This is a genomic window from Polaromonas sp. P1_G4, from assembly GCF_056405475.1.
Window position 1 is genome coordinate 1 of the sequence record NZ_JBFUCA010000047.1, and the last position, 14,734, is coordinate 14,734.

The 14,734-nt window shown below is 63.8% G+C and carries 17 protein-coding genes; 6 read left to right on the forward strand and 11 right to left on the reverse strand.

Features of this window, described 5'->3' with window-relative positions; translation table 11 throughout:
• Window positions 1–313, reverse strand: a 313-nt coding sequence (locus AC1D1X_RS04180) for an orotidine 5'-phosphate decarboxylase / HUMPS family protein (RefSeq protein WP_477697879.1), incomplete at its 3' end; no start/stop codon positions are given.
• A gap of 199 nt (window positions 314–512) precedes the next feature.
• On the opposite strand from AC1D1X_RS04180, the gene AC1D1X_RS04185 reads away from it, so the two are divergent.
• From AC1D1X_RS04185 to AC1D1X_RS04195, 3 genes are all read left to right on the forward strand, one after another.
• The gene (locus AC1D1X_RS04185) at window positions 513–1,409 is read left to right on the forward strand and encodes a cupin-like domain-containing protein (RefSeq protein WP_477670645.1); all 897 of its coding nucleotides are present in this window, start codon (window positions 513–515) and stop codon (window positions 1,407–1,409) included.
• 21 nt (window positions 1,410–1,430) lie between these two features.
• Window positions 1,431–2,210, forward strand: a complete 780-nt coding sequence (locus tag AC1D1X_RS04190) for a hypothetical protein (protein WP_477670644.1) — start codon at window positions 1,431–1,433, stop codon at window positions 2,208–2,210.
• 160 nt (window positions 2,211–2,370) lie between these two features.
• Window positions 2,371–3,258, forward strand: a complete 888-nt coding sequence (locus tag AC1D1X_RS04195; protein ID WP_477670643.1) for a DMT family transporter — start codon at window positions 2,371–2,373, stop codon at window positions 3,256–3,258.
• Between the two features lie 6 nt (window positions 3,259–3,264).
• On the opposite strand, the gene AC1D1X_RS04200 is transcribed toward AC1D1X_RS04195, so the two are convergent.
• Genes AC1D1X_RS04200 through tsaB form a run of 3 tightly spaced genes read right to left on the reverse strand, consistent with a single transcriptional unit; the run spans window position 3,265 to window position 5,269 of the window.
• The gene (locus tag AC1D1X_RS04200) at window positions 3,265–4,041 is read right to left on the reverse strand and encodes a uracil-DNA glycosylase family protein (RefSeq protein WP_477670642.1); all 777 of its coding nucleotides are present in this window, start codon (window positions 4,039–4,041) and stop codon (window positions 3,265–3,267) included.
• Window positions 4,038–4,517 carry a ribosomal protein S18-alanine N-acetyltransferase gene (rimI, locus tag AC1D1X_RS04205; protein WP_477670641.1) on the reverse strand — a complete coding sequence of 160 codons (480 nt, stop codon included), beginning with the start codon at window positions 4,515–4,517 and terminating at the stop codon, window positions 4,038–4,040. Before rimI ends, AC1D1X_RS04200 begins: the two co-directional genes overlap by 4 nt.
• Window positions 4,514–5,269 carry a tRNA (adenosine(37)-N6)-threonylcarbamoyltransferase complex dimerization subunit type 1 TsaB gene (gene tsaB, locus AC1D1X_RS04210; RefSeq protein ID WP_477670640.1) on the reverse strand — a complete coding sequence of 252 codons (756 nt, stop codon included), beginning with the start codon at window positions 5,267–5,269 and terminating at the stop codon, window positions 4,514–4,516. Before tsaB ends, rimI begins: the two co-directional genes overlap by 4 nt.
• A gap of 176 nt (window positions 5,270–5,445) precedes the next feature.
• Here tsaB and dacB point away from each other — a divergent pair, with 176 nt between their 5' ends.
• Both dacB and AC1D1X_RS04220 read left to right on the forward strand, forming a co-directional pair.
• Window positions 5,446–6,951: a D-alanyl-D-alanine carboxypeptidase/D-alanyl-D-alanine endopeptidase gene (gene dacB / locus AC1D1X_RS04215; RefSeq protein WP_477697880.1), complete on the forward strand. Its 1,506-nt coding sequence runs from the start codon at window positions 5,446–5,448 to the stop codon at window positions 6,949–6,951.
• Window positions 6,948–7,211, forward strand: a complete 264-nt coding sequence (locus AC1D1X_RS04220) for a SemiSWEET transporter (RefSeq protein WP_457282398.1) — start codon at window positions 6,948–6,950, stop codon at window positions 7,209–7,211. The genes dacB and AC1D1X_RS04220 overlap by 4 nt, the downstream gene beginning before the upstream one ends.
• A 196-nt stretch (window positions 7,212–7,407) precedes the next feature.
• Here AC1D1X_RS04220 and AC1D1X_RS04225 read toward each other — a convergent pair whose 3' ends face one another.
• Genes AC1D1X_RS04225 through purE form a run of 3 tightly spaced genes read right to left on the reverse strand, consistent with a single transcriptional unit; the run spans window position 7,408 to window position 10,177 of the window.
• Window positions 7,408–8,403, reverse strand: a complete 996-nt coding sequence (locus AC1D1X_RS04225; protein WP_477670638.1) for an L-threonylcarbamoyladenylate synthase — start codon at window positions 8,401–8,403, stop codon at window positions 7,408–7,410.
• Window positions 8,403–9,671 (reverse strand): 5-(carboxyamino)imidazole ribonucleotide synthase, encoded by a 1,269-nt coding sequence (locus AC1D1X_RS04230; protein WP_477670637.1) that lies wholly within the window; start codon window positions 9,669–9,671, stop codon window positions 8,403–8,405. Before AC1D1X_RS04230 ends, AC1D1X_RS04225 begins: the two co-directional genes overlap by 1 nt.
• Window positions 9,668–10,177 (reverse strand): 5-(carboxyamino)imidazole ribonucleotide mutase, encoded by a 510-nt coding sequence (gene purE / locus AC1D1X_RS04235; RefSeq protein WP_457282402.1) that lies wholly within the window; start codon window positions 10,175–10,177, stop codon window positions 9,668–9,670. Before purE ends, AC1D1X_RS04230 begins: the two co-directional genes overlap by 4 nt.
• Before the next feature lie 160 nt (window positions 10,178–10,337).
• Between purE and trxA the strand changes: the two genes are divergently transcribed.
• Window positions 10,338–11,237, forward strand: a complete 900-nt coding sequence (trxA, locus tag AC1D1X_RS04240; RefSeq protein WP_477670636.1) for a thioredoxin — start codon at window positions 10,338–10,340, stop codon at window positions 11,235–11,237.
• Window positions 11,238–11,240: 3 nt separating this feature from the next.
• Here trxA and AC1D1X_RS04245 read toward each other — a convergent pair whose 3' ends face one another.
• The 4 genes from AC1D1X_RS04245 to fba all read right to left on the reverse strand — a co-directional run bounded on the left by AC1D1X_RS04245 (window position 11,241) and on the right by fba (window position 14,438).
• Window positions 11,241–11,630, reverse strand: a complete 390-nt coding sequence (locus AC1D1X_RS04245; protein ID WP_457282404.1) for a hypothetical protein — start codon at window positions 11,628–11,630, stop codon at window positions 11,241–11,243.
• 28 nt (window positions 11,631–11,658) lie between these two features.
• A complete protein-coding gene (locus AC1D1X_RS04250; RefSeq protein WP_477670635.1) occupies window positions 11,659–12,570 on the reverse strand; it encodes a phosphoribosylaminoimidazolesuccinocarboxamide synthase in 912 nt (303 codons plus the stop codon).
• Between the two features lie 13 nt (window positions 12,571–12,583).
• Entirely contained in the window at window positions 12,584–13,237 is a 654-nt protein-coding gene (locus tag AC1D1X_RS04255) for a hypothetical protein (protein ID WP_477670634.1), read from the reverse strand.
• A gap of 136 nt (window positions 13,238–13,373) precedes the next feature.
• Window positions 13,374–14,438, reverse strand: a complete 1,065-nt coding sequence (fba, locus tag AC1D1X_RS04260) for a class II fructose-bisphosphate aldolase (RefSeq protein ID WP_477670633.1) — start codon at window positions 14,436–14,438, stop codon at window positions 13,374–13,376.
• Window positions 14,439–14,734: the final 296 nt, after the last annotated feature.

A 14,734-nucleotide genomic window follows, 5' to 3' on the forward strand; every position in this document is an offset into this window, starting at 1 on the left:
GCTCCGCCGTGCTGCCGATGTCGCCGCGCTTGGCATCCAGGATGATGGGCACTTGCGGCGCCACGCGGCGCATGTGTTCCATCAGGCGTTCGAGCTGGCCTTCGGCGCGGTGCGCGGCGAAGTAGGCGATTTGCGGCTTGAAGGAAATCACCAGGTCGGCAGTGGCGTCAACAATCGCCGCGCAGAAATCGTAGATCTTGTTGGCGTCGCCCTTGAGCTTGCCGGGAAATTTCGCGGGTTCAGGGTCCAGGCCAACGCAGAGCATGGAGCGGTTCTGGCGTTCTGCGGCGCCCAGCATGTCGAGAAAAGTCATGTCCCATTTTAAGCTCCCACGATCTCGGCAGCTTGCACTGTGCCCCTGATGGARAACCCCCTGTATGCCAAACGCGCGATTGTCGCCAGTGGCTACCTGTCTGGCGTTTTACACGACGCAACAAAAAACAAGCGCCAGCGTCATGAGGATTTCACAGYGAATTTTTACGATCACCGCATTGCAAGTGCAGGAGGTCGTTGTGAATTTGCGGATCAGTCAAGGCGAATGCCCGCTGGAGATACCTCGTTCCAGGCTCGGGGCCGTGCCGGAGATGGTGTCTCCCCAGAGGCATGAGTGGATAGGTCATGGCCCTGTTGTTTTGCGGGGCATGGGGCGCAACTGGGCAGCGCTGGAGCGCTGGACATTTCAGCACCTTGCCCATCTGGGCGGGGCCAAGCCCGTGACTTTGGTGGTGGGTAATCGGGAGAGGTCCAGCACCCGGTTTGTGACGTCCACACTTGATCGCTATGTGGCACAGCTGGCGTTGCAGACAGCCGCGCAGGAAGAGGGCTCCCATATCGGATACCTCAAAGAGTTCGATCTGCTCAAGGAGATACCCTCATTGCGCCAGGACGTGGAACAAGATGCATGGTTCCCGCCGGGCAACATCGTCTCCAGCAGCGCGTGGATTGGCCCGCAAGGGGCACACACAGGCTTGCATTACGACCTGCTGGACAACCTGGCGGTGCTCACGCGCGGAGTCAAACGCTTTTATCTGGCCCGCCCCGGCACCGTGGAGCACCTGGGTGCGTTGTCAAAGAAGTATGACCGCTGGGCCAAGCTGGCATCGGTGGGCATGCGCGATCTGGCGCAAAGCGATGTGCCGGCAGACGCACTGTTTGCTGTCGATCTCTATCCGGGTGATGCCATCTACGTGCCTCATGGTTGGTGGCATGAGGTGGTGAATTTGCAGGCCAGCATTTTTCTGAGCGGATTTTTCGGCAGCAAGGCCCGGGTCGTTGGATTGTGGGTGGCCACAGGTGCCGTGCAGCTGATGCACGACTTTCAACCCTTGGGCACTCGCAATTGCTCCTGCCACTCAGGCGCCGCACGCCCGCCACCAGCCCCCGAAGTTCCGGGCAGTCAACTCCTTTAACACCAACGCATACCGTTACCCATGACAACCAAGCCGACCATCAAAAAGCACCGCTACATCACCCGCAATCTGCGTATCGGCGATATTCCGGCCTTGCTGGATCTGGAGCGCAAGCAATGGACAGAAGAGCAGCAAGCTACGGCAGAAGACTTTCGATCACGCATTGCCGCGCATCCCGATTTGAGCGGGGGTGCATTTTGCGCAGAAACGGGTGAGCTGCTGGCATCGCTGTTTTGCAAACCCACCACAGAGGCAGAGTGGGTCAACCCGGGCGACTGGCAAAAGAGCGCCGCTTTGGACGGCAAAGTGCCCAGCAACAAATACGCATCACGCTGCCTGTTTGGCATCAGCCTGACCAGCGTGGATGCCGGCGCTGCTTTGCAGCTGATTGCCTTTAACTATCTTTATGCTGTGAAATGTGGCAACCGCAAATATTTCCTGGGTTCGCCAATGCCCGGGCTCAAGCGTCATTTGCAACGCAAGCCAGGTGCGTCGGTAGAGGCCTATGCACGGGCTACGCGGGCCGGTTTGCCGGTTGATCCCCAGCTGCGCTACTACCACGGCAAGGGGTTTTGTGAGGTTGTGGCCGTGCGTGAGAACTACTTCCCCCACGAAGCCTCGTGTGATTACGGCGCCATTCTGAAATCCAGAGTGCCGTATCCCTGGCTGACGCCGCTATTTCGCTTGGTACCCGTCCCGGTGTTGAGGTCGCTTGCAGCATTGGCGCCACGCTATGCCATTCCAGAAGACGACGGGGTGCCCGCACGAACAGAGTCGGCCGCTGAGCCGGAGGCAGCTTAGCAGTTCAACCCGTGTTGCGCAGCCCAGCCGGGCTGGTTACTCCACTGAATCTTCAGGCCAGCATGAGCCGCGGGACTGGCTTTGCCAGACCGCAGGCGGGCGGCCCCCTCGGGGGGCAGCGCATTACACGAAGTGAAAAGCGTGGGGGCACAATAGTTCCATGCAACTCTCCCAACGCCAACTCATCCTGCTGGTTCTGCTCACCCTGGTCTGGGGCCTGAACTGGCCGGTGATGAAACTGGGGATTGCGGACTTTCCACCCTTGACGTTTCGGGCGATGTCGATCTGGCTGGGCATTCCGGTGCTGGGCATCGCCATGGTGGTGCTGAAGGTGCCGTTTTGGGTGCCGCGGGGCAAGTGGCGTGAGCTTTTCTGGCTGGCGGCGGCCAACATGTTTGTCTGGCATGCGCTGATCATCCTCGCCGTCAAAAACTTGAGCAGCGGCCGCGCGGCGATTCTGGGCTACACCATGCCGATTTTTTCGGCGCTGCTGGGCGCCTGGTTTTTTGGCGCCAGGCTCAAGCCCCGCAACTGGCTGGGGGTGGCAGCTGCCGCGCTGGGCGTGGCGCTGCTGCTGTGGAATGAAATGACCAACCTGTCGGGCAGCCCCCTGGGTGTGCTGTGCGCGCTGGTGGCAGCTGCGGTGTGGGCGCTGGGCACGCAGCTGCTGCGCAAGACCACGATACCGGCCGCGACGCTGACGCTGTCGTTCTGGATGACGGTGATGACCGCCGTGATGCTGACCGTGTTGGGTGTCGTGTTTGAGATGCCGCAGTGGAAGGCACCTTCGCCCACGACCTGGGGCGCGATTCTTTACAACGCGGTGCTGATTTTCGGTTTTGCGCACGCGGCGTGGTTCACGCTGGCGCGCGCGCTCCCGCCGGTGGCTTCCACGCTGAGCGTGATGATGATTCCCATCCTCGGGGTGTTTTCAGGCGCGCTGGGCCTGGGCGAAGTGCTGCACTGGCAGGACTGGGCTGCCGTGGTGCTGATGGTGGTGGCGATTGCCTCGGTGCTGGCGCCCAGCCGTGGCGCAGTTAAGGCCTGATAAAAATCAGCCCGGGTTGGTGACCAAATTCATGGCCAGGCACAGGTCGTCCCAGGCCTTGCCCTTGTCGGCCGGGTTGCGCAGCAAATAGGTGGCGTCGTAGGTCACTACCATGCGGGCTCCATGCAGGCTGTGCAATTGGCCGCGCTGTTTGCCGAAAGGCTCTGTCGATTGCAACACCGCCTGCGCGGCCAGACGGCCCATGACGAGCACGACGTCGGGCTGCGCGCTGGCCACCAGGGCGGGCAGCGCTTCGGGCAGGCCGGCGCCCGCACCGGATGCCGCCTGCCGGACCAGCGGCGCCAGCAGCACCATGCCAGCCTTGTGCAGGCGCGTAGCGCGCAGCATGTTGTCGAGCAGCTTGCCGGCATCGCCTTCAAAGGGGTTGAAAGACTCCCGCTGCAGCGCAGCCGCCGGCGTTTCGGCCAGCACCAGCCAGCGTGCGCCTTCGGCATGGGCGGCGTCAGCGTACAGGGCTTGCGCGTTGCCCATGCGCCACGCTGCCGTCGTGCCGGGTGCAGCGGTTTCGCGCGCTTCGGCCAGCGGGCGAACCGGCGCCTGCACGGGCCGCACGGGCGGCGCAACCTCACGCGGCGTAGCGGACGTGGAAGGTGCACTGACTTTTTGATCAAATTCACTTGCAGGCGTTACTGACTGTGCGCCAGCAGCTACCAAATCAGTAGCAACGGCAGCTTCAGCAGGCGCAGCAGCGACCGGCAACCACACGCGTACACCCATTTCGCGCAGCATGGCGCGCTGGCGTTTGTCGAGGTCCAGGCTCATAGCGCCAGGCTCATGACGACCGCATCTTCGCGCGTGGAAGCGCCGTCCGGGTAGTAGTTGCGGCGCGTGCCGACATGGCGAAAGCCGTAGCGTTCATAGATGGCCTTGGCCCGCACATTGCTCACGCGCACTTCCAGCCACAGCCACTGCGCGCCCTCTCCGCGCGACCAGAGGGCCAGCGCATCCAGCATGATGCGGGCCCAGCCCTGGCGCTGGTGTTCGGGGGCCACGGTGATGTTGAGCAGGTGTACTTCGTCAACGCCCTTCATGGCCACGAAATAACCGAGCAGCACGGCGTCGGGCGGGTTGCCGGCAGTGAGCAGTTGCGCCTGGTAGCCGGCGTTGAGCGAATCGTTGAAATTGCCGTGCGTCCAGGGGTGGTCATACGCGGTTTTTTCCACGCGCACCACCTCATCCAGCCATGCAGTTGTCATGGCTTCGAACTGGGCTTCGAGGGGCTTGAGGATGGCGTTCATGAAAGGGGTGGAGCGGCGGCCAGCTTGGCGGCCTTGACCTGGTCGCGCTCTTCGGTGGTCAGCGCTACTTTATCGCGAACGTAGAGCGGCAGGGCGAGGTCGGCGCTGACGCACAGCCCGGCAGCAGCCAGCTGCGGCGCCAGGCGCAGCATGGCGGTGGCGGTGGGCAGGGCCTCGGCCTGCGCAAATGCCGCAAGGCTGTCCGGCAACCGCCCGGCGTATACCGCAAAAACATTGCCCGCGAACAAACCGGCCGCAGTGTCAGGCACCAGGTTTTCAGGCCGGACCAGCCCGCATTCGCCGAGCGCCCGGCAGTGCCCGCCGCTGAACTCAAAACCCTGCACATACATTTCGTCCATGCGCGCATCCAGCAGCGCGGTGACGCGCAGGGTCGCATCGCCATCACCCTGCTGCTGAAAGCGCGCTTCTTCGGCCACAGCCATCGGCGTGTCGACAGGCAGCACGGGAATGCCGGCGCCCTGGTTGGCGCCCAGCGCCAGGCCTTGCGCCACCGCGCAGGCCGTGCGCAGGCCGGTAAAGGAGCCGGGGCCGCGCCCGAAGGCGATGGCATCCAGCTCGCCCAGCGCCAGGCCAGCCTCGGCCAGCAGCGCCAGGATGGCGGGGATCAGCGTGGTGGAAGCCTGCGCGCCGCCCGGGCCGTTGTGCTGCCAGACACGCGCACCGTCGGTCAGCGCCACGGACATGCGGTCGGTGCTGGTGTCAAAAGCGAGGAATTTCACAAGTTCAGGCATTAAATCGGGCTCATGCCCTTATATATCAGGCGCAAGCAGCTATTAAATTCATAGCAATCTGCGGGTACCCGGAGGCTGGGGCCGATGGGTAAGCCCTGATTATCCGCGCCAATGGCCGGCCACCCCGGCGCCCACCGGCAATGCCTTGCAGAACGCTCAACCGCGATAATCCCCGCATGACCCACGACTTGCTGCGCCCGCGCACGACACACACTGTTGCGCTGGCTGCCCTGGCGGCCATGGCAGCCCTGGCCGCAAGCCCCGGCCTGGCACAAACCGCACGCCTGCCGGCCCCGATTGAAAAAGCCCTGTCGCGCGCCAGGGTACCGCGCGATGCGGTGTCCATGCTGGTGGTGGAAGCCGGCAGCGGCAAACCGGTGCCGCGCCTGAGCTGGCGCGCCGATGTGCCGATGAACCCTGCCTCCGTCATGAAACTGGTGACCACGTATTCGGCGCTCGACGCGCTGGGCCGCGACTTCACCTGGAAGACGAAGGTGATACTGGACGGCAGCGCCTCGGGCGGCCTGCTCAACGGCAACATGGTGGTACAGGGCGGCGGCGACCCCAAGCTGGTCGTTGAACGCCTGCAGGCCCTGCTGGCCGAGGTGCAGGCCGGCGGGGCGCGGGCGATCCGCGGCGACATCGTGCTGGACCGCAGCGCCTTCAGCGTGCCGCCCACCGATCCGGGCGAATTTGACGGCGAGCCGCTGCGGCCCTACAACGCCCGGCCCGATGCGCTGCTGATCAATTTCAAAACCATCGTGATGACCTTCACGCCGGACCTGCCCAACGGCCGCGCGCTGGTGCGCTATGAGCCGCCGCTGGCAGGTGTGCAGGTGGGCACGACGGTGCCGATCGTGCGTGTGGCGCGCTGCGGCGACTGGCGCAGCGAGCTGCGCGCCAGTGTTGAAAATCCCGTCAACATCGAATTCCTGGGTACCTATTCTTCGGCCTGCGGCGAAAAGGTGTGGCCCAGCGCCTATTCCGACCCCGTGAGCTTTGCGGCACGCGCCATCGAAGGCTCGTGGCGGCAACTGGGTGGCCTGCTGACGGGCACAGTGCGCGACGCCACGCCGGCAGAGCTGGCCATGCTGCGCAGGACCGGCACCCTCTCGGGCGAAAAGGCCGCAGTGCGGTTTGAATACCAGTCGCCGCCATTGCTGGAAATGGTGCGCGACGTCAACAAATACTCCAACAACATCATGGCCCAGCACCTCTTTTTGACACTCGGGCTTTGGGCCGGCCTGGGCCAGCCCAAGGCCGGCACGCTTGAATCTGCGCGCGCAGCGCTCACCGCCTGGTGGCGCAAAAGCCTGCCCGGCAGCACGCCCCCGGTGATGGACAACGRCTCGGGCCTGAGCCGCGATGAACGCATCAGCGCCGCCAGCCTGTCGGCCCTGCTGCAGCACGCCGCAAAAAGCCCTTTTGCCGCTGATCTCGCCGATTCGCTGCCGGTGGCCGGCACCGACGCCACCATGCGCGAACGCGCCAGGCCGGTGGCCGGACTGGCTTTCGTCAAGACCGGCTCGCTGCGCGACGTGACCGCGGTTGCCGGTTATGCCAATGGCGACAGCGGCGCACGCTACATCGTGGTGGGGCTGATCAACCACCCGAACGCGCCCGCTGCGCGCCCGGCACTGGACGCCATGCTGGAATGGGCCGTCAAGGAGGGCAAGCGATGAACGCCACAGACATCGTGGGCTTTCTGGCAGCCGTGCTGACCACGGCGAGCTTTGCGCCGCAGGCCTGGCTGACCTTTCGCAGCCGCGATGTCAGCGGCATTTCACTGGCGATGTACAGCGCCTTTACCGTTGGCGTGGCACTCTGGCTGGCCTACGGCGTGCTGGCGGGCGCCTGGCCCATCGTGCTGGCGAACGCCGTCACGCTGGGGCTGGCGCTGGCCATTCTGGTGATGAAGCTGGTGTACGGGCGCGGTGACTGAATAGCCCGATGCCATACACGCCCCGCGCGGCAGGCACGGATGCTTCGTCGAAGTGCCTGCAAGTTATCCCTGCCGCCTGTGGACAAGGCTGTTGATGGCGGCGGGACTTGTGGACGAAAACACCGCTTGGCGCGGCATTGCGCCACAATGCCCGAAATTTGGGCAAACACCTTAGCGGCCTCCCGGGAAGGGCGCCTCAGCTCGCGGCAGCCCGCTGCAGCCGGTCGCGCACACCGTCCCACCCGGCATCGGCCGGCGGGTTTTCAATCCAGATCAGCTTGACGCCTTTGGTATCAAAGTCGCGCAACACGGCAAACAGTTGCTGTGCGGTGGCCAGTGCATCGTCAGGCATGCGGCGGTACAACACCTTGTCGGACTTGATGCGCACGATGCTGCGCGCGAAGACGGCGATGTGGGCCGCGTCGGCGCCCAGCAAATCGAGTGCGGTTTGTATGGGGCCGGCGTCCATCAGGCGCACCTTGGCGTCGGGCGCGTAGTGCGCTTCCAGCGTGCCGGAAGCACGTGGCGCATCGCCTGCGCCCAGGGCTTGCTGCTCAAATTCGTCCTTGCCCAGTACGGCTTCGCCGCATGCTGCTTCCAGTTGTGCGCGCGTGAGGATGCCCGGGCGCAGCAGCACGGGGCGCCCGCGCGTGCAGTCGACGATGCTGGACTCGATGCCGACATCACAGGGCCCGCCATCGAGCACCAGCAGGCTGTCGCCAAACTCTTGCTGCACGTGCTGCGCGGTGGTGGGGCTGACGCGGCCGAAACGGTTGGCGCTGGGGCCGGCCACGCCGGTGTCGCAAGCCTTCAGAAAAGCCAGCGCGACAGGGTGTGAGGGGCAGCGCAGGCCGATGGAATCCTGGCCGCCGGCCGCGGCCGCCGCCACGCCTTCCTTGCGCGGCAGGATCACGGTGAGCGGCCCGGGCCAGAAGGCTTTCATCAGGCGCGCGGCAAACGGCGGCACGCTGCTGGCGTAAGCGTCTACGTGTGCCGCATCGGCCACGTGCACGATGAGCGGATGGTCGGACGGTCGGCCCTTGGCTTCAAAAATTCCGGCGACGGCTTGATCGCTGGAAGCGTCGGCGCCCAGGCCGTACACCGTCTCCGTCGGGAAGCCCACCAGCCCGCCGGCCCGGATGCGGCGTGCGGCTTCAAGAATGGCCTCAGGGTCCGTACCGGGAAGAATCATCAGAGGGCGTCCAGGCCGGGCAGGCCCAGGATGGATGCAACCTGGCGTGCCGTGGCCTTGACTGAAGCGACGTCGGGGCCTGTGATGTTGAGATGGCCCATCTTGCGGCCGGTGCGGGCTTCGGTTTTGCCGTAGAGATGCAGGTGCGTGCCGGGCAGTGCCAGCACGGCCTGCCAGTCGGGCGTGCGCATCTTTCCGTGAGCGTCAAACCACACATCTCCCAGCAGGTTGAGCATGATGGCCGGTGAATGCTGGCGCGGCTGCGGCAGCGGCAGGCCGGCCATGGCATGCACCTGCAGGTCGAACTGCGACACGTCACAGGCGTCCATCGTGTAGTGGCCGCTGTTGTGCGGGCGTGGCGCCATTTCATTGACGATGAGCGCGCCATCGGCGCTGCCGTCGTCCACCAGGAAGAACTCGACGCAGAGCACGCCGACATAGTCAATGTGTTTTGCTATGGTTTTGGTAGCTGCTTGCGCACGACCAGCAAGCGCTGCAGGCATATTTCCTTCATAAGCTTGCGTCACCGCGAGGATGCCGTCGACATGCACATTCAGCTGGGGCGCAAAACTCACGACGCTGCCGTCCCAGCCGCGCGCCACGATGACCGAGCACTCGGCCTTGAGCGGCAGCATTTTTTCGAGCACACAGGGCACCTGCTTCAGGCCAGCCCAGGCGGTGGCCAGTTCGTCCGCATTCTTGACGCGGACCTGGCCCTTGCCGTCGTAGCCCATGCGCGCGGTCTTGAGGATGCCGGGCAGCAAGCCGGCCGGCACGGCCTTCAGCTGCCCGGCTGTTTCAATCACGGCGTAGGGTGCGCAGGTAACGCCGGCCAGCACGCCGGATTCAGCAGCGCTGGCGGTGAAGTGGGATTTTTCCTCGATGCGGTTTTGCGCGATGGCCACGGCGGCAGCGCCGGGTGCCACGGGCCGGCTGGCGGCCAGCGCCTGCAGCGCGCCGGCGGGCACGTTTTCAAATTCGGTGGTGACGGCGGCGCACAGTGCGGCCAGTTGGGTCAGCCCTTTTTCATCGCTGTAGCCGGCCTGGATGTGGTGATGGCTCACCAGGCCCGCGGGGCTTTGCGGATCGGGGTCCAGCACCGCCGTGAAATAACCCAGGCGCTGCGCGGCATGCACAAACATGCGGCCCAGCTGGCCGCCGCCCATCACGCCGAGGGTAGCGGGCTGGCCGGAGGCCGAGGCCGTGCCGGGAAAAATAGGCAACTCCGGCAGGCTGGAGGCGGCCCGGGAAGAGGTGGAGGCGGTCATGCTGGCGGCAGCGTCATGGCGTGCGCGGCAGCGGTTTGCTCTGCACGGAAAGCCTGCAATTGGGCGGCCAGCGCCGGGTTGTGCAGGGCCAGCATGGCCACCGCGAACAGGGCTGCATTGGCTGCGCCGGCGTTGCCGATGGCAAAGGTGGCGACCGGAATGCCCTTGGGCATCTGCACGATGCTGTGCAGCGAGTCCACGCCCTGCAAATGCTTGCTGGCCACGGGAACGCCCAGCACCGGCACAGTGGTTTTGGCGGCCAGCATGCCGGGCAGGTGCGCTGCGCCGCCAGCGCCGGCAATGATGGCCTGCAAGCCGCGACCGCCGGCACCTTCGGCATAGGCAAACAGCTCGTCGGGCATGCGGTGGGCCGACACCACCCGGGCTTCGTGCGCAATGCCGAATTGCGTCAGGATCTGCACGGCGTGCTGCATGGTCTCCCAGTCGCTGCTGGAGCCCATCACCACACCCACCAGGGGTTTTGCCGAATTGTTGCTTGTTGTCATGCGGGGACCTTCAAGGCCGGGGTTGCAGGTTCTAACCCCATGATTTTAAGGGCAGGCCACCGCAAGGGCCGGGCCGTGCGTGCTACGCTCTTGCCTCTCAGGCGTCCAGCTGCGCCGACCCGGTTGAAAACCGGCCCCGATACCCCAACTTTGCCAGACCATGATCGACGTCACCATTGCCAACTTTGAAGCGGAAGTCGTTGCCGCATCCATGACCACGCCTGTGCTGATCGACTTCTGGGCGCCCTGGTGCGGCCCCTGCAAGTCGCTCGGGCCCATCCTTGAAAAAGTGGAAGTGGAATATGCCGGGCGCTTCAAGCTGGTCAAGATCGACTCCGACCAGGAGCAGCAACTGGGTGCCGCTTTCGGCATCCGGAGCATCCCCACCTGCATCCTGATGATGAACGGCCAGCCGGTGGACGGTTTTGCCGGCGCCCTGCCCGAAGGCAAGGTCAAGGAATTTCTCGACAAGCATTTGCCGCCGGCTGAAGAGCAGCCCGAAGAGCAGGAACTCGCGCTCGAAGAAGAAAGCACCGACCCCACTGCCGTGCTGGAAAAACTCCAGCATGCCGTCGCCGCCAACCCGGCCGACGACAACGCCCGCTTTGACTATGTGAAGCTGCTGCTGCAGCTGGGCCGCGAAGACGACGCCAAGGTGGCGTTTGCGCCGGTGATCGCCCAGACCACGGTGGTGCGGCGTTTTGACTCGCTCAAGCGCTGGATGGATGCTATGGATTTTGTAGCTGTCGGCGCTTATGGAGTGGGCGCCGCAGCCGGTTTTGATGCAAAGATTACGGCCAACAAACGCGACTTCGAAGCACGTTTTGACAAAGCCCGCTGGCTCATGGCACAGCAGCGCTGGACCGAGGCGCTGGACGAGTTGCTGGAAATCCTGATGCGCGACAAGGCCTGGAGCGAAGACCTGGCCCGCAAGACCTACATCGCCGTGCTCGACGTCATGGAAGCGCCCAAGCCCAAGGTGGCTGATGGGCAAATCCCGCCGGAAGATGCGACCGTGGCGACGTACCGTCGGCGCCTCAGCAGCGTCGTCTTGAGCTAGGGCTTATTGGCCAAACAGCCAGCGCGTCAAGGCAAAAGCAAACCCGAACAGCGCGGCATAGCCTGCCACCTCAACGCTGAATTCACGGCGCGATTCGCGCCACGCACGAGCCCTTTCGACCAGCAGCCCCGCCAGCAAAGGGGCAAGCAGCAGATTGAGAATTTGCAGCCAGTGCAGGCGAATCGCCAGATGAGGCACCACCAGCACGGTGAGGAGGCCGGCGCCAACACCTGTAGCCACAGACCAGGCAGCTTCCTGCACGGGAGTGAGCTCATGGTCGCGTCCGTGCAGCTTGTACCAGGCCGCCTTGAAAACACCGCCAAAAAACTCACCGAAGAGCTGCAAAAACAGTTCACCGAAAAATTCGAACAGCAACTCGAGCAGGAACTCCATGGAGAGCGCCGGCGACTGCTGCCGTGCCTCAGGCCGTCAGGCGGGCCAAGGCTTCCTGGTACTTGGCAGCGGTCTTGGCAACCACATCGGCCGGCAGGTGCGGCGCAGGCGGGGTTTTGTCCCAGGGCTTGCCGTTGATGCGTACGCTTTCAAGCCAGTCGCGCACAAACTGCTTGTCGTAGCTGGGCGGGTTCTGGCCAGCCGCGTAGGCCGCTTCATAGCCTTCAATCGGCCAGTAGCGTGACGAATCCGGTGTCAGTACCTCGTCCATCAGCGTAAGCACGCCATTCTCATCAAGGCCGAATTCGAATTTGGTGTCGGCAATGATGATGCCCTTGGTCAAGGCGAAGGCGGCGGCGGTGCTATAGATCTCGATGCTGATCTTTTTAATCTGCGCGGCGAGTTCGGGGCCCACAACCTTGACGACCTGCTCGTAACTGATGTTTTCGTCGTGCTCGCCGGCTTCGGCTTTGGCGGCCGGTGTGAAGATGGGCTCGGGCAGTTTTCCGGCGTTCTTCAGGCCCGCGGGTAGCGGTACGCCGCAGACGGCCTGGCTCTCCTGGTATTCCTTCCAGCCGCTGCCGGCCAGGTAGCCGCGCACCACGGCTTCGACCGGGATGGGCTTGAGGCGCTTGACCAGCATGGAGCGGTTCACGACCTGCGGCACCTCGGCCGGCGTGACCACGCTTTCGGGCGTCTCGCCTGTCAAGTGGTTGGGGCAGATGTGGCCGAGCTTGCCAAACCAGAACAGCGCCATCTGCGTGAGCAGCGCGCCCTTGCCGGGAATCGGCTCACCCAGGATGACATCGAATGCACTCAGCCGGTCGCTGGCCACCATCAGCAGCCTGTCTTTACCCACGGCGTAGTTATCGCGCACCTTGCCACGCGCGAGCAGGGGCAGGGAGGTCAGGGCGGAAGTATGGAGAGCAGGAACTGTCATCAATGGATCCATGTCAATTGAACCGGTGGCTCAGGAACGGCTTGGAGAATTGTGAGCCGTACTTGATGGAAGAAACGCTGGCAAGTGCCGGGTGCGAGAGCACGATGTCCGAGGGCGCCGCAGACCATTCGCCGGCGCGCTTGAATTCGGTCCAGTAGCTCAGGCTCGAAGGCGAGGAAGAAGCCGGCTCGATCCAGTATTTGCTGAGCTGCGCATTGCCATTGCTGAATTTGTAGATCACGCTGGCCGTGCCGGTGCGCGCGATGGCGGCTGCAATTTGCAGGTACCAGCCTTCGGAAACATCAGGCGGAACACCTGAAGGATTGATGGTCTTGTAGAAGGCTTCACCGGCCAGGATAGGGTGCTTACCCTCCGACTGTGCGATGCAGACGGCAGTGGATCCCGTCACGACAAGGTAGCCGGCATCGCGCTCATGGCCGTGGATCACTGTGGTTCCCCGCGGCAACGGAAGCTTCCAGTTACCCAGCACCGCCGTAGTGCTGCGCTCGGTCCAGGACGGCATGCAACGTTTCGCGGTGGCCCCAAAATTCTCGCGCGTCAGGGTCACGGTTTCGAACTGCCCGGACAACTGCATCTGGGCGTACGGCACGAAACCTGTTTTTTCGACGATCGGCCGCTGTGGCGCCGCACACGATGTGAGCAGCATGACAAACGGCACCAAAGCAGCCGCCCTAAGCGACACGAAGGAAAGTGGGAACACAGGCGCCCTCAAGTAAATGCCGCTTTTGCAGCCGGCCAACGCCGGCACTCGTTACGGATGCCTGTCGCGATAGCGTTGAAGTTTAATGCACGACCTGGGCGAGCTCGCCCTTGGCGTACTTGGCGGCCACGACCTGCAGGGCGTCACCCTTGATCTTGGCGCCCTGGCCTTCACAGCCGAATTCGATGTAGCGCTGCTTGCACAGGGCCTTGGCGGCTTCGCGGGCGGGCTTGAGCCACTCGCGGGCGTCGAATTTCTCGGGGTTTTCAGCCAGGAACTTGCGCACCGCGCCGGTCATGGCCAGGCGGATGTCGGTGTCGATGTTGATCTTGCGCACGCCGTGCTTGATGGCTTCCTGGATTTCCTCGACGGGCACGCCGTAGGTTTCCTTCATCTGGCCGCCGTACTGGCGAATGACAGTCAGCATTTCCTGCGGCACCGAGGACGAGCCGTGCATCACCAGGTGGGTGCTCGGGATGCGCTTGTGGATTTCCTTGATGCGGTCGATCGCCAGGATGTCGCCGGTGGGCTTGCGGGTGAATTTATAGGCGCCGTGGCTGGTGCCGATGGCAATCGCCAGCGCGTCAATTTGCGTGCGCTTGACGAAGTCGGCGGCCTGCTCGGGGTCGGTCAACAGCTGCTCGCGCGTCATGGTGGCGTCGGTGCCGTGGCCGTCTTCCTTGTCGCCCTTCATGGTCTCCAGCGAACCCAGGCAGCCGAGCTCACCTTCGACGGTAACTCCGTATTTGTGGGCCAGCTGCGAGACCTTCTTGGTCACCTCGACGTTGTATTCATAGCTGGCGATGGTCTTGCCGTCGGCTTCGAGCGAGCCGTCCATCATCACGGACGAAAAACCAAGGTCGATGGCGCCCTGGCAAACGGCAGGATTCTGGCCGTGGTCCTGGTGCATGACCAGCGGGATGTTGGGATACATCTCGATAGCCGCCTCGATCAGGTGTTTGATGAAGGGTTCACCGGCGTACTTGCGGGCGCCTGCGCTGGCCTGCAGGATGACGGGCGCGCCGGTCTCTTTGGCCGCTTCCATCACGGCTTGCACCTGCTCAAGGTTGTTGACGTTAAAAGCCGGAATGCCGTAGCCGTTGACTGCCGCATGGTCCAGCAGCTCGCGCATAGAAACGAGTGCCATGTGTGATATCCCCAGAAGTTAGAAAAACACTGCCAAAAGGCGGGTTCCTCGCGAGGGCCGTGCGGCGTAAAAGCCGCCTGGAAACGCCCGTAACCACGAAGTAACCGAAGCCTTGATTCTAACGTTTACCCGAATAGGGTGGGATAACCGAACTTGTGTCTGAATGCATGCCGTAACTGCTTGTAAGCGTTGCCCACCCCCGTCCAGGCTCACTGCGTGTAGCCTGTTCCCCCCTCAAGGGGGCGGCGCCTTGGGCCGGCGAAGCCGGACCCTTGGCCCCTGCTGGTGGAATACCC